This window comes from Alteribacillus iranensis, from assembly GCF_900113025.1.
Lineage (GTDB): Bacteria > Bacillota > Bacilli > Bacillales > Marinococcaceae > Alteribacillus_A > Alteribacillus_A iranensis.
Genome location: NZ_FONT01000002.1, coordinates 453958 through 474230 on the forward strand (window position 1 = coordinate 453958; position 20273 = coordinate 474230).

The 20273-nt window shown below is 45.3% G+C and carries 17 protein-coding genes; all 17 read right to left on the reverse strand.

Annotation, left to right across the window (positions count from 1 at the left end; genetic code table 11):
- Positions 1–122: 122 nt before the first annotated feature.
- Positions 123–1562, reverse strand: coding sequence for a sodium/pantothenate symporter (gene panF, locus BM095_RS06125; protein WP_091658953.1), 1440 nt, complete (start codon positions 1560–1562; stop codon positions 123–125).
- Positions 1559–1840 carry a YhdT family protein gene (locus BM095_RS06130; protein WP_091658956.1) on the reverse strand — a complete coding sequence of 94 codons (282 nt, stop codon included), beginning with the start codon at positions 1838–1840 and terminating at the stop codon, positions 1559–1561. Before BM095_RS06130 ends, panF begins: the two co-directional genes overlap by 4 nt.
- A 133-nt stretch (positions 1841–1973) precedes the next feature.
- Positions 1974–2771 (reverse strand): SDR family NAD(P)-dependent oxidoreductase, encoded by a 798-nt coding sequence (locus tag BM095_RS06135; RefSeq protein WP_091658959.1) that lies wholly within the window; start codon positions 2769–2771, stop codon positions 1974–1976.
- Positions 2772–2848: 77 nt separating this feature from the next.
- A complete protein-coding gene (locus BM095_RS06140) occupies positions 2849–3391 on the reverse strand; it encodes a gamma carbonic anhydrase family protein (protein ID WP_091658964.1) in 543 nt (180 codons plus the stop codon).
- An 820-nt stretch (positions 3392–4211) separates the two neighbouring features.
- Positions 4212–5426, reverse strand: coding sequence for a thiolase family protein (locus BM095_RS06145; protein ID WP_091658967.1), 1215 nt, complete (start codon positions 5424–5426; stop codon positions 4212–4214).
- Positions 5427–5429: 3 nt separating this feature from the next.
- Positions 5430–6218 (reverse strand): enoyl-CoA hydratase/isomerase family protein, encoded by a 789-nt coding sequence (locus BM095_RS06150; RefSeq protein ID WP_245757829.1) that lies wholly within the window; start codon positions 6216–6218, stop codon positions 5430–5432.
- Entirely contained in the window at positions 6215–7084 is an 870-nt protein-coding gene (locus BM095_RS06155; RefSeq protein ID WP_091658969.1) for a 3-hydroxyacyl-CoA dehydrogenase, read from the reverse strand. The genes BM095_RS06150 and BM095_RS06155 overlap by 4 nt, the downstream gene beginning before the upstream one ends.
- A gap of 166 nt (positions 7085–7250) precedes the next feature.
- Positions 7251–8279 carry an alcohol dehydrogenase catalytic domain-containing protein gene (locus BM095_RS06160; protein ID WP_091658972.1) on the reverse strand — a complete coding sequence of 343 codons (1029 nt, stop codon included), beginning with the start codon at positions 8277–8279 and terminating at the stop codon, positions 7251–7253.
- An 11-nt stretch (positions 8280–8290) separates the two neighbouring features.
- Positions 8291–9700, reverse strand: coding sequence for a phenylacetate--CoA ligase family protein (locus BM095_RS06165; RefSeq protein ID WP_091658974.1), 1410 nt, complete (start codon positions 9698–9700; stop codon positions 8291–8293).
- Between the two features lie 33 nt (positions 9701–9733).
- Positions 9734–11119, reverse strand: a complete 1386-nt coding sequence (locus tag BM095_RS06170; protein ID WP_177194719.1) for a TIGR00366 family protein — start codon at positions 11117–11119, stop codon at positions 9734–9736.
- Between the two features lie 101 nt (positions 11120–11220).
- On the reverse strand, positions 11221–12183 hold the full coding sequence (locus tag BM095_RS06175) for an enoyl-CoA hydratase/isomerase family protein (RefSeq protein ID WP_091658980.1): 963 nt from the start codon (positions 12181–12183) through the stop codon (positions 11221–11223).
- A gap of 208 nt (positions 12184–12391) precedes the next feature.
- Complete coding sequence (locus BM095_RS06180; RefSeq protein ID WP_091658982.1) at positions 12392–14293, reverse strand: sigma 54-interacting transcriptional regulator; 1902 nt, start codon at positions 14291–14293, stop codon at positions 12392–12394.
- Between the two features lie 56 nt (positions 14294–14349).
- On the reverse strand, positions 14350–15876 hold the full coding sequence (locus tag BM095_RS06185; RefSeq protein WP_245757843.1) for a PucR family transcriptional regulator: 1527 nt from the start codon (positions 15874–15876) through the stop codon (positions 14350–14352).
- A gap of 462 nt (positions 15877–16338) precedes the next feature.
- A complete protein-coding gene (locus tag BM095_RS06190) occupies positions 16339–17811 on the reverse strand; it encodes an NCS1 family transporter (protein ID WP_091658987.1) in 1473 nt (490 codons plus the stop codon).
- 447 nt (positions 17812–18258) lie between these two features.
- Complete coding sequence (locus BM095_RS06195; RefSeq protein WP_245757844.1) at positions 18259–18555, reverse strand: UPF0175 family protein; 297 nt, start codon at positions 18553–18555, stop codon at positions 18259–18261.
- 296 nt (positions 18556–18851) lie between these two features.
- The gene (locus BM095_RS06200) at positions 18852–19100 is read right to left on the reverse strand and encodes a GlsB/YeaQ/YmgE family stress response membrane protein (protein ID WP_091658992.1); all 249 of its coding nucleotides are present in this window, start codon (positions 19098–19100) and stop codon (positions 18852–18854) included.
- Positions 19101–19397: 297 nt separating this feature from the next.
- A complete protein-coding gene (locus BM095_RS06205; RefSeq protein WP_091658994.1) occupies positions 19398–20120 on the reverse strand; it encodes a TcaA NTF2-like domain-containing protein in 723 nt (240 codons plus the stop codon).
- Positions 20121–20273: the final 153 nt, after the last annotated feature.

Sequence of the window (20273 nt, forward strand, 5' to 3'; positions counted from 1 at the left end):
CTTCTTTCCCGGTATAGCGCTGGAAAAAATACTATCAACCTGCTAGTATATAACTTTTTTAAAAATGAATCAATTTTCCTACTTATATATTCGAGCAACTGTAAAAGTCATATCGTGAATTGTCATCCTTTCATGAATCTCTTCCTCTGCCTCGTAATTAGGCTCGCAACGATGTAGCCCAAAAAAGAAAAGCAGACGGGCAAAACGACGGGGTGCATGCCGAAAGGATCTGACCACCATTGATAGATAATTCCATAGGAGCCGGCGCCAAGGACAATCGCTGTGATAGCGCCATACTTGTTTCCTTTTGACCAATATAACCCAAGGACGATCGGCCAAATGAACGCCGCTTCGAGTCCTCCGAACGCAAATAAGTTTAACCAAATCAGCAAGTCTGGTGGACTTAACGCCATCGCAAACACAGCGATGCCTACAACGGCTGTCACCCCAAAACTCATTTGTTTTACTTTTTTATGAGACGCCTTTGGTTGCACATAATTGAGATACACATCTTTCACAACGGTTGAACTGACGAGCAAAAGCAACGAGTCGACGGTGGACATGATAGCTGCCATCGGAGCAGCGAGTACGATGCCTGCCAGCCAATTTGGCAGCACTTCCATCGTAATCATCGGCATCACCGAGTCAGCGACTTCAATTCCCGGCAATATCGGGCGCGCCATCACTCCAACGAGGTGCATCCCAAACATCATGAACGCCACCACAATCGTGCCAATGATGAGCGCACGGTGCATACTTTTCGCGCTTTTATACGACATCGCACGAACAGCGACTTGAGGAAGACCGATGACACCAACGCCGACGAGAATCCAAAAAGAAGAGACATACTGAGGAGTCAACGTGCCATCATGACCGAACGGCGTAATCAGATTGGGATTCTCTGCCGCTAAATCAGACATAATCTGGCTCATCCCGCCGCCGGCATAAATCGTCCCAATTAAAATAATAAGTGTGCCAACAAACATAATGATTCCTTGGAGCGCATCCGTCACAGCCACGGCCCGAAATCCACCGATAATCACATAGATAAGAACAGAAACCGCAAAGATAAATAAGGCCGATGTGTACGAAAGCCCGGTCAACGATTCAATTAAACGAGCACCTCCCACCCACTGGGCGGTCATTGCAGAAAATAAGAAAATGAGAATGCTCGCCGCACTCAACAATACGACCGCTTTACTGTTGTAGCGCCCTTTTAAATAATCAACCAACGTAATCGCTTTGTACTGACGGGCTTGGATCGCAAATTTCTTCCCGAGAATCATTAATACGAAATAACCGGTTGCCACTTGAGACATGGAAAGAAGAACCCACCCGAGACCTTGCGTGTAAGCCGCTCCGGGACCACCGATGAAACTGCTCGCACTTCCGTACGTCGCAATCATCGTCATTGCGAGAATCAATCCGCCCAACTCCCGGCTGCCGAGAAAATACTCCTGGAGAAAATCATTGGCTTGTCCCATTCGTCCCGCCGACCAAAACCCAATGAAGAAAATAATGACTAAGAATAGAAGCAGCGGTAACACGGTATCCCAGTTCATGACGATTCCTCCTCTTCGTCAAGCGGAACCTCACGAAAAAAGACTTTCACCATAACAAACACAAGAATCATCATGACGATCGAACCGAGCGCACAGCTATAGAAAAACCACGCCGGCATTCCAAATATGTAACGGTACTCCTCTGCAGGAGAAGAACCAAGACCATACGCGAAACCAAACCACCATAGGAAATTGAATAGTACGAGTCCTACACCGATCCAAGCTTCCCGCCGTGCGATGCGAAAACGCGGGTCCCGGTCCTCGTGTTGATTTCTCATTTGACACCTCTCCTTACCTCTACCAAGACATACACTTCGCCGTCATTGTACCACAGGTCACTTTCTTGTCACCGTTCTTACGCACGTGAAAAACCATACCTTTGCTGTATTGGCAAAAGTATGGTTTGGATAGTTAGATTCCGGGCTGTTGACCACCATCGACGATCACTTCGGTTCCCGTCATGGAACGAACACAGCCAGACGCTAACAGCAGCGCCATATTAGCAACTTCCTCCGGTCTCACCATTTCTCCTAATGGAATGTTATCTGTAATAGCTCGTTTCGCTTCCTCCACGGATATGTTTTTCATGTCAGCCTGCTGACCCGCTAGCCGTTCCGCTCGCTCCGTTGCTGTATAGCCAGGCGAGATGGCATTAATCGTCACATGATGAGGTGCCAATTCTTTTGCAATTCCTCTTGTGAAATTAATGATGGCCGCATTGGTCGTGCTTCCTGGCAAAAAGGACGGACTCGGTGTGCGGGCTGCCGCTCCTACAATATTGATGATCGTCCCGCTTTTTTGTTGTATCATTTCTTTTCCAACGAGCCTGACCATGCGGACGTAGCCGAGAAATTTCAATGTCCAGGCGTCCGTGAAATACGAGTCATCGATTTCAAAAAACGAACCGGCTTTCGCAGCCCCGGCGTTATTCACTAAAATATCAATCGATGTAAAAAGTTGATTCGCTTGTAGAAACGCCTGATGTATTGATTCCTCCTCCGTCATATCGGCACTCACAGTGTGAACAGAAGTATGGTCGGATAAGCGCGCAGCTTTTAAGGTCGCTTTTGCTTCTTGGAGTCGATCCTTATCTCTTCCGATAATGAGCACATTCGCCCCCTCTGCGACAAACGCCTTCGCTGCAGCAAGCCCAATGCCAGCACTCCCACCAGTAATGATAACGGATTTCCCTTCAAGATTGAGCTCCATAAGCCACCCCCTCCATTTTTCTTCTCACTCGGCCATGGACCAAATCTGATAGTCGTTGAGAACCGGAAGGGTGTTGATCAACGGCTCCCTGCTGTTGTGTTTTTATGAAAATAGTCATCGGGATACTTCTTTAAAAGTTCGATGTACTCGTTGGCACTGTTTTGCACCCACCAGAGCGATTCCCCTTCAAGCTCTTTTTTGACTTTGGCGGGGGACCCTGCTGCGAGCGTCCGGCCAGGGATTCGAGTGCCCACCGAAATCGTGCTGTTTGCGCCGATCACTGTATCCGATTCGACGACGGTTTCATCGAGAAGAACGGCATTCATGCCAATCACAACATTTGCGCCTAGTTGGCATTCGTGAAGAACGGCACCGTGGCCAATCGTATTATAATCTCCTACCCGTGTCCCTTTCTCAGTTACATGCACGACACAATTATCTTGGATGCTCGTGTACTTTCCAATATGAATCGGACCGAAATCACCACGAATGACCGCTCCAAACCAAATACTGCTTCCTTCTTCGATGGTGACATCCCCAATAATTTGAGCATCCGGTGCCAGAAAAACACCATCCGCAATCGAAGGGGTTTTCCCGTTAAACGACAGGATAGAAGCCATGTGATTCTCCCCTTTTTCAGTGATTTGCTGCACCACCAATTTTTTAAGTGAAAATTGTTCATATAGCTTTAAGATTGTGGTTTTTCATGGTCATGAGACATAGTTTTCTTGTTATCTCCGTTTTCTTTGTCTTATGAACGCTTCATAGAGCAGCTTTTTCAGAAAAAATCATGAATGCTTGCTTCATGAAGTTTTACCTCACAGTTATAATACATATCTTTCCAGTTATGTTTCTTGGTGACCTTGCCCTTGGATTTTCTTCTTCCAAGGGCGTCATCCTTACTCATTAGTTACGTTCCCAATGCGGTGTCTTCACCCTAGGGCAGTAACACCTCTGGATAATGACCTTTGCTAGGAAATCCCTTCGTCCTAGGGCACCATCCTTACTGATTAGTTACTCTCCCAATGAGTTCCCTGCATCCTAGGGCAGTAACACCACAGATTAATGACCTATCTTGTGAGATTCTTGCTCTCAAGGGAACCATCCCTCGCTTTTTCTCCACTTAACGACCTTGCCCTTGGATTTTCTTCTTCCAAGGGCGTCATCCTTACTCATTAGTTACGTTCCCAATGCGGTTTCTTCACCCTAGGGCAGTAACACCTCTGGATAATGACCTTCGCTTGGAAATCCCTTCGTCCTAGGGCACCATCCTTACTCATTAGTTACGTTCCCAATGCGTGTTCTTCACCCTAGGGCAGTAACACCTCTGGATAATGACCTTCGCTTGGAAACCCCTTCGTCCTAGGGCACCATCCTTACTCATTAGATACTCTCCCAATGAGTTCCCTGCATCCTAGGGCATTTATCATACCAACACTTTTACGATTCGTAGCGTTCAACGACCATGGCAATACCTTGACCGACGCCAATACACATGGTGGCTAGTCCGTACTGCACTTCTCTTCGTTTCATTTCATGGACAAGCGTAGTTAAGAGACGGGAGCCACTGGATCCGAGGGCGTGCCCGAGGGCGATAGCACCGCCGTTGACGTTCACGATGTCGGGATTTAAGCCGAGTTCATCGATACACACGAGCGACTGGGAAGCGAATGCTTCATTTAATTCGACTAATCCCAAGTCTGATGTACGGATGCCAGCACGTTTTAATGCCTTGTTTGATGCATTGATTGGACCGAGCCCCATCACTTGTGGTTCTACACCAGTGGACGCGGCAGAGCGAATGACCGCTATTGGTGTCAAACCGAGCTCTTGTGCTTTTTCTTTACTCATCAAAAGAACCGCGGAAGCTCCGTCATTCACCCCGGAAGCGTTCCCGGCTGTCACGGAGCCATTCGGAAACAAAGGCTTCAGACTCGATAATTTATCTAGCGTTGTGTTCGGACGAGGATGCTCATCTTCTTTGATGACCGTTGTTTCTTTGCGGTTGATTTTCGTTTCTACCGGGATGATTTCATCTTCAAATTTTCCGTTTTCCATCGCTTCTTTTGTTTTCATTTGGCTATGGTAGGCAAATTCATCTTGTGCTTCTCGGGACACCTTAAAACGGTCTGCTACTTCTTGAGCGGTTTCCGGCATGCTGTGAGAACCAACCATGTCATGTAGCTTTGGATTCGTAAATCTCCAGCCAATGGTTGTGTCGTATATTTCCATGTTGCCACGCGGGAAGTCTTTTTCAGGTTTCGCCATTACGAAAGGAGCGCGAGTCATACTTTCCACGCCGCCAGCGATAAAAACCTCCCCTTCATCTAAGGCGATCGCACGTCTCGCGTAGCTGACCGCATCGAGGCCAGAGCCACATAAACGATTCAGCGTCGTTCCGCCCACTTCTTCTGGCAGCCCGGCTAAGATGGACGCCATGCGTGCTACATTCCGGTTGTCTTCTCCGGCTTGGTTCGCATTCCCGAGCACCACTTCTTCAATGGAAGCCGGGTCGACTTGTGGGTTTCGTTCCATGAGGCCTTTGATGACATCCGCTATCATATCGTCCGGCCTTTTATGTTTGAACACACCATTATAACGCCCAACTGCCGAGCGAACAGCATCTACGATTACGACTTCTTTTACTTGTGCCATGCTTTATTCCCCCACAAAATTTGGTGTTTTCTTGTCCAAGAAAGCATCGACGCCTTCTTTTTTATCTTTCGTACCAAAAAGGACGGCCTGAAGCGCTTTTTCCAACGCCATTCCGCTGTTGAGATCTGCGGTCGCACTTTCATTCAGGGCAATTTTTGCAAGTTTTACTGCTACGGGTGGCTTGGAAGCAAGCAGTACCGCTGTTTCCATCGCTTTCTCCAACACGTCTTCTTTCGGAACGACTTCATTTAATAAACCGATATTGAGGGCTTCCTGTGCCGTAATAACTTTTCCAGTTAAAATAAGTTCTTTCGCTTTCGCCAGTCCAACAAGCTTCGTTAACTGCTGTGTTCCTCCGCCTGCCGGTAAAATTCCTAAATTAATTTCTGGTTGACCGACTTTCGCTTCTTCACTGGCGATTCGGATATCACACGCTGTCATGAGTTCACAGCCACCGCCTAGCGCAAAGCCATTCACAGCGGCGACCACTGGTTTGTAGGAACGGTAAACGGCTAAGAGGACGTCTTGAACAGCAGAGCCGTAAATGTCTAGAGGGACCCTGTCGCGAATCCAGCGAATATCGGCACCCGCCGCAAACGACTTGTCACCGGCTCCTGTAATGATAATCGCACGGACATCGTCATTGTTGTTCATGTCTTGAATCGCTTTTTCCAGTTCTACCCAGCTGTCGACGTCCATCGAATTTCTTTTATCCGCTCGGTCAATAGTAATGATACCGACTTGTTCTTTTACTTCTAGTTTCATATGTTCAAAGCTCAATTGTTGATTCATTGACGCTCGCCCTCCTCTGTGTAGTCATAAACTCCTTTTCCTGTCTTCTTGCCGAGGCGATTCGCTTTCACGTATTTCACTAACAGCGGGCTCGGACGGAAACGCTCTCCTAATGTTTTGTGGAGATATTCTAAGTTGCGAAGACGTGTATCAAGCCCGACGAGATCTCCTAATTTAAATGGTCCCATTGGATAATTCAAGCCCAGTTCAATGGCGCGGTCTATTTCTTCCGGAGTGCCTACACCTTCCTGTAGCATATGGAAGGCTTCGTTACCTACTAGGCTGCTCATTCGGCTCGTCACAAATCCTGGGAATTCATTCACAACGACCGTTTTCTTACCCATTTGTTCAGCAACCGCTCTCGTTGCATCTGCTGTATCATCGCTCGTCTCGAGGCCGCGAATGATCTCAACCAGTTTCATTTTTGGCACCGGGTTGAAAAAGTGCATAGCTATTACTTTGTCTGGACGCCCAGTATAGGATCCAATTTCTGTAGGGCTCATCGTCGAAGTGTTCGTTGCTAAAATAACATCGTCTTTTGTGTATTGGTCCAATTGTTCAAACACGTTACGTTTAATGTCCATGTTTTCTGGTACAGCTTCAATCACGAAGTCCGCATGGGATGCCTGCTTTTCCATTTCTGTGGTGAATGTCATCGCTGCCTTCGCTTGTTCTGCCGTTGTGGCTTCCAGCTTTCCTCGTTCTACTGCCGTTTCAAAAAATCTATCTATTTCTCTCTCTGCTTCTTGTAATACGTTGTCATCAATATCAAATAATGTGACGTTGTAACCGCCGGCTGCTCCTGCATAGGCGATTCCTCGTCCCATGATACCGCCGCCGATAACCATGATATTTTTTATACTCATCGTACGTCTCCCTCCGTTATTCGTTGTTGATCAGAACAGGATCTAACTCTTTTTCTATTTGTCTAGCTACGGTGTCCAGCCACTCGGGGGCCCACACGACGTGGGTCAGTTCGGTGTTGTCACAGGACGTGACGCCTTTAGCCGAACTTCCATAAATTTCGCTTTTCTATATCTCTAACAGTACTTTGCCGTTGTGGTTGCCTTCTTCTACGAATTTCTGGGCGTCTCCGGCTTCTTTTAGTGGATAGGTGCGGTCGATATACGGTAGCAGCTCTGGCTGTCTTTCCAAAAAGGTGATGACTTCGAGCAGATCTTTTTTGTCTCCCATCCAAGAACCCGAAATCGATAATTGTTTTCCGAAAATGTATCGAAGGTCTGTTTCTGTTTTCGGTCCAGTTGTAATGCCGCAACACGCGAGTCTGCCACCGCGTCCGAGCATTTTTAAGCTATGGTTCCATGTGGCCCGGCCCGCTTGATCTAAAACGAGACTGACTCCTTTTTTCGCAATCGAACGGATGTCTTTCAAGATGTCATCCGAGCGGACGACGACATGGCCGTCAAACCCGCGTTCTCGTAAAAATGCTTTTTTCTCTTCGGACCCGACGATCGCAATCGCTTCGGCCCCAAAGCCGCGGACGATAGAAAGAGCGGCAAAACCAAGACCTCCTGCTGCTCCCCATACCGCAACCGTGTCATTCACGTTCAGTCCGCCTTTTGTGACGAGGGCGTTCCAAGCTGTCACGTAAGAAATCGGAACAGCGGCCCATTGATCCATATAGTCAGAAGGGATGCGGAGAACATTCTTGCTTGGAACAACGACTCCTTCCGCATACCCTCCGTCGCGCTGGTAGCCGATAATTTGAAATTCCGGGCAACGGGTTTCCCAACCGTTGGCACACATTTCACAGTGGCCGCAGCTGACACCCGGATAGATGAGAACCGCGTCTCCTTTTTTCACATGGGTCACATCTGCCCCTGTTTCCGCAACTACGCCGGAAATGTCACTGCCGGGTACAGTAGGAAGGTTAAACTTGTCTCCTGTCCCCCCTTTTCTCAGCCATAGATCGAGATGGTTTAACGCACAATATCTAATCTCCACGTATATTTCATCACTCGCCAGCTCTTGTTTGCGTCCTTTTTCTTTGTATTGGAGCTGACTAATATCTCCATGCTCTTCTAGTACGATTGCTTTCACCGGACTACCTCCTATCTGCGGTCTTCAAAACGTTTTAGTTTTGCTCGTTCGCCGTGCCCTGTTTTTTCTCGTAAAGAATCTGGTGCCACGACTTCTACGTTGATTTGAACACCTACTTTTTGTTTAAGCAATTCCACTACTTCCTGCTGCACTTTATAGGAGTCGGTTTCCTGTGCTTTTGTTTCTACCATAATTGTCATTTCATCACGAGCTGGTTTTCCTTCTGGCTTCACACGTTCCACGTAGCAGAAATACTCACCGTTCAAATAATCATGTTCTTGAATGATTTTCCCGCACGCTTCCGGCCACACATTGACGCCGCGCAGTTTAACCATCGTGTCGCTTCGACCTTGGAAATACTCGAGACGCTTGTGAACACTGCCGCACTCACACTCGTACTCTTCATACATGCCGGAAATGTCTTGGATGTTGTAGCGAATCTGCTGTGTTCCTGTTTTATAGAGACAAGTGACGACGATATTACCGCGATGTCCTGGTGGAAGCGGTTCACCTGTTTCGAAATCACATACTTCGACGATGAACGCATCTTCGAAAATATGAAGTCCTTGTTTTGCTGGACATTCCGCCGCGACGTACTGCACTTCATGGAACGCATAGGAATCATACGCGGGTATGCCGAATGCTTCTTCCACCGCTTTCGTATCCCCGAAGGAAAGCATCGTTTTAAAATTAAAGTCTGTTTTCGGGTCATAGCCCATTTTCTTCGCCGTTTCGGCAATATGGAGTAAATAATCGGATGTCGCTGTAATCGCAGCAGCACCATAGTTTTTCGCGAATTCTACTTGTTTCTGAGTCGGCGTGACGTTGCCGGTCCCTGTCGTAATCGGAATCGCACCGTTCCAGTGCCATAACGCATGATCCATTATCCAAGCGGCATTGTGAGTGGAATACGCCCAAGCATTAATGACCGCATCTCCCGGACGAATGCCTTGTAAATAAAAGGTTCGCGCGCTTAGGATGGCACCGACTTCACGATCCCACTGTGAATAAATCGTTGGACGCGGGGCCCCTGTCGTTCCGCCACTCGTATAAAAACGAAGCGGGGTGTGCGCTGCATCTTCGAATAAAAGACTTTGGTAATCACCAAATGGCGGCTTTCTTTCGATGCTTTCCCGAATATCATCGATCGTGTACTGTGGGATTTTGTGCATATCTTCAAGTGACTTAACGTCGCTTGGGTCGAAGTCATGTTTCGCCCACAACTTTTGGAAAAATGGAATCTTACTTCCACGCTCTAATGTTTCCTTCAGACGCTTGAGCTGTGTTGTTTCAATTTGATCACGCGACCATTTCCATGTCCCTTCCATGAATTCAATGGGTGGTTCATATTCGCTGACTAATCGGTCCCAGTCGATAGATTTGTAGTAATAAGGAATCTCTGTTTTGGTAGTTTTTTCCACGAGGAAACCCTCCAATAATGTTTGATCTTAGAATTAAACAGGTAAAAACAGTAAGGATAGTATCCAAATGACGCCGACGGCAATGAGCACTGGCAGACAGTAACCCATAAAGTCTCTTACTTTCAGGTTCGTCCCGACTGCTAAAATTGGGAAGTAAAGCAGTGCCCAGAATGGCTGGATCAGGTTTGTCCAAATATCACCATACGTAATCGCCATAATGGTACGGATCGAATCGACGCCGAGTGTCTCTGCTGCCGGCATCCAGAACGTAGCGGTTGCTGTGAATTGCGATCCCGCTGACGGTACAAACAAGTTCAACAAACCGGTAGTCAAAAACGCTAATACTGGAAATGTCACTTCCGTGGATACGCTTACAATTGCATCCGTAATAGTAGCAGCCAGACCTGTACCGACTAGTATCGACGCAATTCCTCCGTAAATCGGGAATTGAAGTCCGATCGAGCCTGTCGCAATTAAGTTTTTCGAAAATGACCTCGCGTAACTGACCGCATCTTTTTGAACGAGCAGTCCCATCACTAATGCAATGAAGGCGACTGTGTTTAAGTTTAGTCCGCCAAGCCCTTCTCTTCCTAAGAAATAAATCAAATACACAAGCCCTACGATCCCTACAATGAGGATCAATGGACGAAACGTGTTTACTTTATCTGCAAATGACTTCTCTTCTATCTCTTCTACCGAAACATTCGACTCATCCGGGTCTACAGCGCCTGCCTGCTCTTCCGCTGCTTTAAACTCCGGTGTTGCCAAATCATGAAATGTGACAATATCTGTTTTGTTTTTTGCAATCACCATATAAATGATGGTTGTTGTAATAATGATTGCGATCGCAGAAACGATATTCAACGTAGAGAATGTTGTCTGCTCGAGACCAACAATCCCGCCGATCACATCCGTAAATTCTCCTTCGGTAGCGACAAACAGTGGAATAGTGCCCGAAATTCCAGTTAGTGAAATAGTGAAAGAAGAATAAGCAATTGCTGAAATTAATCGGTAATCGACTCCTGGAATTTCACGACCTACGGATCTCGCAAAAATAGCGGTAACTACTGGTCCAATGTACCAGCCGATGAAAGAAGTAAGCGCACCGACTACACTGGTTGTTACATAAGCAGTCATAGGAGTTTTCACAAGATTCGCAGTCTTTTTTACGTATTTTTGAACGACCGGAGTATCTACGAGCACCAATGCCGCAGCATAGGTGAACATAAGCTGGAAGGCAAATTCGAATAGCCAAGGAAATCCGGCAAACCAATGATCCATTACTTCCCCGACACTGCTCTCTGTTAAGAATAAGGACAATAGCATGGCAATAATCGTGAGCACAAGTGCAAATATAAAAGCGTCCGGGAAATAACGGCTGTACCAATTGGCGACTTGTTCTGATCGGGATTTTTTCAATCCATTCACCTCATTTTCTATGTCATTGTGGACCTAACGTGTGAATCCGCCGGGCGGCAGAAGCTAGGGAGAATTCCCCAGCTTGTCTGAACGCATCGGCTTTATTTATTGAGTGGCGCTCCGCAGTTTCCGCAATGCTTAAAGTGCTCTGGAATATCTTTTGTGCCACATTCGTTACACTCAAGCATCGGCGCACCCCAGAGATGCTCGTAAGAATCATTTGTAGCCATACGCTGGCGAAGCATATCATAATCCGGCTTACGTTTTTCATTAAAGGCGCGCATTGCTTCATGTGTCTCGTATGCACCTGTGTGAACAGTCAGCCAGTCACGCGCATGTCCCACTGTCTGATTAAAGGACATTTTTCTCCAGAAGTTCGTTTGTTCTTTCGTGTAACGCACACACTCAGGCAGCTTCTGAAGGAGCTTTTTCGCCATGTTATCAACGGCGTCATCGAGCTGGTTGTAAGGGACCACTTCATTCACTAAGCCCCAGTCGAGTGCTTTTTCTGCGCTGATTTCTTCATTCAGCCACAAGATTTCACGAGCGCGGCGGTCTCCAACGATAAGCGGCAGCCATTGTGTCGCGCCGCCCGCAGCAACACTACCATGAGAGTTACCGACTTGACGGATGTATACGTGATCCGCAGCAATCGCAAGGTCACAGTTCATGTTGAATTCGTTTCCGCCTCCAACAGTCATTCCGTTCAAACGAGCGATGGTCGGCTTCCCAATATTCATCAACTTATCATGGGCTTCAATAAACGCACCCATCCATTTCCAATAGTTACGAGGACGTTCCAAAATTTCATTGTTCTGTTCCTTCATATCAGCACCGGTACAAAATGCTTTATCTCCGGCACCAGTCAACACGACCACTCCAACTTCGTCGTCCCAGGAAGCGATTTCAAAAGCTCTCGTCATTTCCCGGAGAGTCTGGAAATTTAAACAGTTATATACGCGAGGACGATTGATCGTAACCGTTGCAACCATATCTTTCTTTTCATACTTAACGTTCTCCAAATTCAATTCTTCCGGCTGTGGTGGGTTCAAGAAATGATCCATGTGATTCAACCTCCTGATTGTTGTTAAAAATTATTTTGATGATGACACCCTATATAATTGCAATAAGCGTGCCAACTTAGAAAAATTTCAAAAAAAAGAGGAAGAATGCACTCTTATCAAGAGTTTTCCATTCTTCCTTTAAGAAAGCGCTTCCTTTTTTGTTATTCGGTGATGTTCACTTTCTTAACACCTGCGTTCAAAAAATGAACTAGTTCGCTTTTGTATGTTCCACATTCAACTTTTTCCATAATGTCGTTCGACTCACTCCGAGGATATTCGCGATTTGTTGTTTGTTGCCGTCAAACCGTTCATCCAATTGTTGAATAATGTCTTTTTCCATTTCTTTCATCGCCCCGATCTTCACTTGAAGATGGTCGTCATCCATAGAGGCTGCGGTGCCTGACTGTGGCTGAGGTTGCTGCGAGTGGTTAAAAATAAAGTCTTCTGAGTTTAGAACAGAGCTGCTCGCTAAAATCTGCATGCGCTCTACTACGTTTTCAAGCTCGCGAATATTTCCAGGCCAGTGATAGGCCATGAGTTTATCCCACATGGAGTTACTGACTTGCAGCGGCTGATCGCTTTTCTTTTTCCAAATAAACGTAATAAGATCCGGTATATCATCTTTGCGCTTTCGAAGCGGTGGAACGTTCACTTGTAAAATATTTAAACGATAATAGAGATCTTCGCGAAATTCATGGGCCGCGATGGATTCAAATAAATTTTTATTGGTCGCTGAAATGACGCGCACGTCAACCGGAATAATTTTTTGACCGCCGACTCTCATTACTTCTTTCTCCTGCAGCACACGAAGCAATCTCGTCTGCAGCTCGACAGGAAGCTCGCCGATCTCATCCAAAAACAGGGTTCCTTGGTGAGCCATCTCAAACAAGCCAGACTTTCCGCCTTTCTTCGCGCCTGTGAAAGACCCTTCTTCGTAGCCGAAAAGCTCACTTTCTAACAAGTTGGACGGGAGGGCCGCACAGTTTATCGCAATAAATGGACCGTCACGGCGTGTGCTGGCGTTGTGAATGCTTTGCGCAAACAGTTCTTTTCCCGTCCCGCTTTCTCCTTGAATTAACACCGCGCACTCGGATTTACTGTATTCATTTGCGATTTGCACCGTCCCTTTCATAAGACTGCTTGTATAAATAATATCCTCGAACGTATGCTTCGCGTAGAAACGGCGGTGATGCAAGCGACTTCGCACTTCCGAGTTTAAATCCATCAATTGGTCAATTTCCTGGAACGTAATAACGATGCTGTTTTCAAACGAAGCGAGCGGGATCCGATTAATGACGTATCTCTTTTCACCAAGGGTGATGATGCCTCGGCTGACTGTCTCTCCATGTCCCCACACTTTTCGTACATAAGGATGCGTCGACTTTTCAATATAACGCCCTAATATATTTTCTTTTTTAATCCCCAAGACATCCCGGGCAATGTCGTTGTAAACAATCACTTTCCCGGAGGCGTTCGTTGCAATGACTCCGTCGAAAGCATTGGAAATAATCGTCTCCAAGTGTGCCTGATGGAGCTTTTCCTTTTTGTACAAATCAGATAATTCATGTGCTCGTTTTAACGCGTCTGCGATTGCTAAATCACTTGAATTCACAATGAATGCTTTCATGCCTTTTTTCGTCGCAGAACGCGCGACACATTGAGCAGTGCCGACTAACACGGGTTCCCGGTCGGTATCCATATTATTTAAATGTTCTGTAATTTCTTTTTCGTCCTGATATTGCTTTAAATCAATCGTAATGTCTAACATATCTTCCATAAAAGAGAGGTCGGTCATAGGCTCGTGATCATAATGATCAATAAACGTAATATGAGAGGATACGTCCTTCGCTTGCTTAAATACTTTCAACAAATCGTAATTCGTAAACGTCACTTTTACGACAGGGATGTCTAATTTCTCCTCCAAAAAGGTCGCCGTCGCTCCTCGTGCCACAATTACATTTACCCCATGGTTTTCAATCAACTTACGAGCGTTGTATAGCCCCCGGTTTAAAGCTCCTTCCCCAATCTCAATCGGGATATTCCATTCGGCAGCGCTTTTCTTCACACTTTCCGTGAAGGCAGCATACGGTGAAATCACTCCAATACCCATTTGCAAAACCTCCTCTTCCCTTAAGTATATACTATAAAGTCAAGTTGGCTTTTCTACTAATCACTTAAAGGACTATACAAATATTCATAGCCTAATAGGGCAATGTCTAACGCTAACCGTTTATGGTAATCAAAAAAATCAGACCCAAGAATGTCTTCGATTTTTCGCAGTCGATGATACAACGTTTGTCTAACGATGAACAGCTCTTTTGCTGTCTCTTGCTTGTTTCCGTTTGAGCGCAGGTACACTTTTAACGTTCGTAACAGCTGGCTGTTTTTTCGCTCATCATATTGAATAAGGCCCTGTAAGTATTCCTGCACGTAGGACTCCAAGTAATGGTTATTATCCATATGATAAACGATACGATGAATATGAAGGTCATCATAAAAGGGAGAAATCGAGCTGCCAAACCGCCTATGAATCGCCAAGACCATTTGGGCGCTTTGATAGCTGAAACGAAGCTTGTTTAATTGGTTCTGAGGCTGACCGATCGCGTAAGTATCCAGGATTCTGTCTTCTTTTAGGATTTCAAAAACTTCCCTAATACTGTCATAAAGCTGAGGAGTAGGTACGTCTTTTCTAATTAATAATAAATAGACTGTTTGCTGTTGATACGGAGTCGTGATTAAGGTAAAGTCCCGATCTTCAAATAAAGAGCGGGTAATCATGGTGTTTCCTATCATCGTCGTTGTATCATTGTTCCGGTGTCCCAAGCAAACAATTAACGAGGAAAAGGTATCATCCGGGTACATAGATTGTAACTGCAAACGGATGTCATCTTCCTTGTAGTCCCCTGTCAACCAGCGCTGCAGCCACATTTCTTCTTTCCTGCTTTTCCTTTCTTCGACATACATCGACCGCATTAATTCTTGCGCGAGCGCAATTTCTACCCGGTCCGTAGCCAAGCGCTGAAATTCATCGAATTCCTTCTCTGAATACACCGTCAAATGAGCAATCGTATGGTTCATCACTTTAATAGACCTTGTTTCGGTCGCCATCGTTTGTTTTTTCGCATCACTTATTTTAGCAGGGAAACGAAGCGGTTCGCCTTGCTTCGGCTCAAACAACAGGGACAACCCTGTGAATTGATAAAACTCTTTCAGAAGAGAAATGTGATCTTTCCCTGACAGAAGAGAATCATTTAAAAGCGCGGATAATCGTTCTAATTCGGTTACCATTTTGTGGTGATAATTCAAAAAAATAGCATAATGGTCCTGTGTAATGTCAATATACCGTACTTCCTCATAAAACAATACTAATGGAAAATCATTGTCTTTCGCTAATTGAATGGCGGCTTCCGGCAGCTGTTTTGTATAGGTCACCAGTTCTACACAAAGCCCGGCACACTGACTGTCAATCAGCTGACGCAGAAAAGAGAGACATATTTCATCATCCTCTTTCCAACCGAGCCCCGTAGACAGAATGAGTTCTCCCCCATTCAGCAAATGTTCCACGTTTGTCGAGTCCATGATATGTACCCATGTGACATCTCTCTGTAATGCCGAGGGACTGGCGATGACTTCTGCCTTTTTAAAAAAAGGGCGTTTTAAAAAATCGCCGACCGTAATACGTTGTAAGTTCACTTTTGCCAATCCAGCTCCTCCTTCCGATACAGAGGCGGGGATCCTGAATCTTCCGAATGTTATTCACATCTTTTGTCCTAATTCGAAATCCCTGTTTATCATCTAGTTGTCATTAATGATAGTCGATCCGGCCCTTTTTCGCAACTAAGAGAATCTAAGAGATAGGACAAACTCACACCATCCGAGGGAAAAATGCTTCCGACCTTCAATAGTGGTAGACTTTCTCCCCATAGGCCCGGGAAGGAAACAGTAGGACGAGAAAAAACACGAAAACCCCTGCGTCCGCATTTGCGGGAAGGGCGGACTTTTTCATCACACAAAGGGGGGAGACTTACAGCAAAGGACCCGTCATCACTTGTAGCGATGGATCATCAGATTGGAGCGAGACCGCTACCCTTTATCGAAAAAGACAAAAAAAGAACCTCGGCTATAATTAACCAAGGTTCCGATATCATTCCTATGTTAGACGCTCGCAATGTTGTCTTTCTCCGAATCATCTTTCTCATCAATGACCCAGTCTTTTCCTACAGTAAGGGCCAAATACTTCTCGTCATCCGGATCTTCCACTTCAGCTTGCTTAAATTTCCTAAAGTACCAGTGCTTCGCAAGGAAATAATAAGCGATAGCGCTTACAAAGAAACCAACGAAGAAAGAGTAATTCACAAAAATAAGAGCGAGTCCTCCTCCAAGAATCCAGGAGATGTAGCCGGCGAGGTTCACGCCATTGTTATATCGGTATTGCCCTTCGCTCCGATACAAGTCAGGAACATTCACGCGTCTCTTCCGTATAATATAATAATCTACAATAAGGATCCCGATGACACCGGATAAAATCGCTCCGCTATAAAGAAGGAATGGACTCAGCACACTAAACAAAGCCCATGGCTGAGCAAGTGTACCAACGATACCGGCGATGACAACACCAACGTAGAAAGGCACTTTCGGTCCGCCTACATTGGAAAAGATCGTGGCAGCCGGCACTACGTTTGCGGCTGTGTTTGTAGACCATTGAGCGAGAATAATCATTAAGAGTAGAATGGCGAGCACTAGTCCAGATGCAGACTCTTGTAAGGCTACGACCGGATCATAGTTTCCTAATGCGATATAAGAAACGCCACCGATGGCTACCATAAATGTCTGAACAATAGGCATTGTAATGAGAGTACCTACAATGGTGCCTTTGTTACGCTTGAACCAGTTTCTTTCATGCTTCGGTCCTTTAATAAACCGTGATATGGATGGGATGTCATTTCCTAGCGTTGACCAGAACCCTAATACGGCTAAAATAACAAGCATAAAACCATTAAACACTTCTACCCCTGTAGTGGCTGGAGCTTCCACAGCTTCGATACTCCATACATTCGTGCCATTACTTGCTGCCTGCCCGGATAATACATAATAAATCCAAATGGAAATAAGAATAATGATCGGCGCCGCAACGTCCGCAAAACGTTCAATCGCTTTAATACCAATGGCCGTGTTGATGATTTGAACAGTAGCAAAAATGGCGAAACAGAGTACCCAATTATCAAATCCTGTTAAGATATTCAATATCCCATTCATGGCGGTGGAGCCAAAATAGGTATTAATACCAAACCAAATCGAAGCGGTTATCGCACGGACGATAGACGGGATATGCGTTCCTGAAGTTCCAAAAGGTGCCCGCATATAGACCGGAAACGACAGACCGTGTTCTACACCAATATCTCCTACTATCGTAATGACAAGGCCAATAAGAAAACAGCCGATTAGAGAAGCGACAATAACCCATCCGAGAGGAAGAGTGACAACGCCATCGCCTCCCATCGCAAATGCCGCAAGTACAACTGCCATCCCAACCCACATGATGGCAAAACCGAATGTACCGATATTCCGTTCTGCGCTTCCAATCGGAAACAAGTCTGGTGATCTTAACCGTTGATCTTTATTTTCCATACTATCCCTCCCGATTATATTTTTTGTATGTTCCCCTATCCTCCTTTACTCCCTTTTTAGGGATTACTTTAACTATACCTTATTTTGTATTTTCTGAAATCTTACACTCTGTCAACTCATTCGTTGAAATAGTTTTACTTTTCGCAACAAATATTGTCCTATTCTTATATTCATTGATAGTCTAATATTAAACTTGAGGATATAAACGGGAGGTTGCGCACGGTAAAAAGGTCATTTATTTATGGTTATTTTTTATAATTATTGACCTTCGGCGAATCTGCGAGTTCTGTTCGTTCACTACATATGACGCGTAAGGGGGTATGATTGGCTTGTATACCTGTGAGGAAGGGAAGTATCCGCCTGTAGTAAAATTAAACAGTTCCCAGAGTAAATCAAGTCGTCCAATGATAGACAAACCAATAATAGGGCTAGTATTACATATTGCTATCATTTTGTTTGTCTACCATCTTCTTTTAGTATCCATTCAATTGTTTCGTCATCCTGTTCTTTATGTTCCTTTGTGTACTCTGCCCAATGAATATTGTGATCCATTAAGATTTGAATAAAATCTGATAAGCTTTTCCCGCAAAGTTCGGCTGCACGCGCCAGTGTTAATTTTTTTGCAGTAAATAAATATATGGCTAGTGACAAATTAACATCCTCGTCAATCGAATGCACATTTTTCCCTTTTAAAAACGGTAAGAACTCAGGATTTATTCCAACTCTTGCTTTTGAGTCTTCCATTGCCAATGGTATCATCCCTCTCTTATCCAGGTAACTTCATTATAACATTTATGTTTGATAACAGAAGGTAGTATAATAATTGCCTTGGCATTATAAGTAAAAACCGAGCACCATCTATAACGCCCGATTTGCGCCTATGGAGTTGAATAAGCTTGTTCTAAATTCTTTCCAAAATATCAATAAAAATAGGAGTACGAAACGCTATGCGATTGGTACTCCTATTTGGTGTATGATTACTATTTTCTCATCTAGAACATCATTCATTCCTCTCCTGCAGTCTTCTTTCTGTACGCTTATTATTGGCGGATTACACGTAATATTAAGCTTAAAATGACGATGAAAATGATGGCGCCGACGAGGGCAGGTACGATGGCAATACCTCCAACGGCCGGTCCCCAACTGCCAAACAGGCTGCCTCCGATCCAAGACCCGATAATACCGGCAACAATATTACCAATGATACCACCGGGTATGTCTTTCCCAAGGATAAGGCCGGCAATCCAGCCAATAATACCACCAATAATTAAAAATAGAATAAATCCCATTCTATCCACCTCTCCTTCTTGAGTTTGGTCTACGGATAGGTTTCCCTGCCTGCTTTGTTTTCAATCCTCCTCTTTGTTATTGCTGGGCTCCTGTTGTCGGGGGAACCGGTTGGATAGATAGACAGATAGTGAATTGACCACAAGTCAACATGCTCATTCGCACACTTTCTTTATCTCTATGCGTATCCTAACGAAAACATTTCTTAAGGATTCTTTTTGTCCCCATCTGCAGAAACCAACATCAAAAAACGTCTCCACTCGCTGCAATGGCGAGACAGGAGACGTTTTTCTGATTGGTTAGTGAATATCTTCGGAGCGCAATTCTTCAAGCTCGAGCAGCTCGTGAATAAAGAGCTCCCCATTTTTTTCAGTCACTTTAAACGTGGACAAGAATTCTTTGTATGTCGCTGTGCCGTCGTTGTAGAAAATATTATACGCATCCTCAACGACAACATGGTAGGAATCTCCGTTGTTTTGAACGTCATGAACGGTCGTGTACACGAGATCTTCGGTGATTCCTTTCTCGACGATGTAATCGATATATTCACTGGATTCTTTGTATGTTTTTCCCATCGGATCATGGAAATGTTTGACCATGTCAAAGCTTCCGACATTCATCGCTTCTACGGAATAGTGCAGGTAGTTTTCCGTAAATTGGGCCACGTCACTCTCTGTAAAAGAAACGGCTGCTTCTTCTACCGGTAATTCTTCCACCGCTGGCGCTTCTTCCTGCGTCGGCGGCTCAGATCCTTCGGCATAAGCCGGCTCTTCTTCCTTCTTTTCTACTTCCGGAAACTCGAGCCAGATGGAGTCATCATTCTGTAACACGACTTCATTCGATTCTAATCTGCCGGCGTCCGGAGAATGATAGACAGCGGAAACAGTGACAGACCCGTCTTTCATCATCGGACCGAGCGTATCTGCATTTGCTAAAGTTACTCCTGTGTCTTTTCCATTAACATACACGCGAGCATCCGGCTGATCTCCATCTACGTATAGAAGATTGGCATCAAACGACACGGACTCATACAGCTCATTGTTACGAGCAGCGCTGAAATCTGGCTGAAAAGATACTTCTCCGTCGCTGTATTCTGTTTCAAACGACGCGGTTCCTTCCCACTGACCCGGGTAAAAACGTCCTATTTTTTCTTCCTTATCCGCCTCTTTGACAGT

Bases quoted from the DNA above. Each gene is read 5' to 3' on its own strand.
- BM095_RS06130 (WP_091658956.1), bottom strand. From the start codon at position 1,840: ATGAGAAATCAACACGAGGACCGGGACCCGCGTTTTCGCATCGCACGG.
- BM095_RS06190 (WP_091658987.1), bottom strand. From the start codon at position 17,811: ATGGAAAATAAAGATCAACGGTTAAGATCACCAGACTTGTTTCCGATT.
- BM095_RS06175 (WP_091658980.1), bottom strand. From the start codon at position 12,183: ATGGATCATTTCTTGAACCCACCACAGCCGGAAGAATTGAATTTGGAG.
- BM095_RS06200 (WP_091658992.1), bottom strand. From the start codon at position 19,100: ATGGGATTTATTCTATTTTTAATTATTGGTGGTATTATTGGCTGGATT.
- panF (WP_091658953.1), bottom strand. From the start codon at position 1,562: ATGAACTGGGATACCGTGTTACCGCTGCTTCTATTCTTAGTCATTATT.
- BM095_RS06180 (WP_091658982.1), bottom strand. From the start codon at position 14,293: ATGGGTATTGGAGTGATTTCACCGTATGCTGCCTTCACGGAAAGTGTG.
- BM095_RS06150 (WP_245757829.1), bottom strand. From the start codon at position 6,218: ATGAATCAACAATTGAGCTTTGAACATATGAAACTAGAAGTAAAAGAA.
- BM095_RS06195 (WP_245757844.1), bottom strand. From the start codon at position 18,555: ATGGAAGACTCAAAAGCAAGAGTTGGAATAAATCCTGAGTTCTTACCG.
- BM095_RS06145 (WP_091658967.1), bottom strand. From the start codon at position 5,426: ATGGCACAAGTAAAAGAAGTCGTAATCGTAGATGCTGTTCGCTCGGCA.
- BM095_RS06155 (WP_091658969.1), bottom strand. From the start codon at position 7,084: ATGAGTATAAAAAATATCATGGTTATCGGCGGCGGTATCATGGGACGA.
- BM095_RS06140 (WP_091658964.1), bottom strand. From the start codon at position 3,391: ATGGCTTCTATCCTGTCGTTTAACGGGAAAACCCCTTCGATTGCGGAT.
- BM095_RS06135 (WP_091658959.1), bottom strand. From the start codon at position 2,771: ATGGAGCTCAATCTTGAAGGGAAATCCGTTATCATTACTGGTGGGAGT.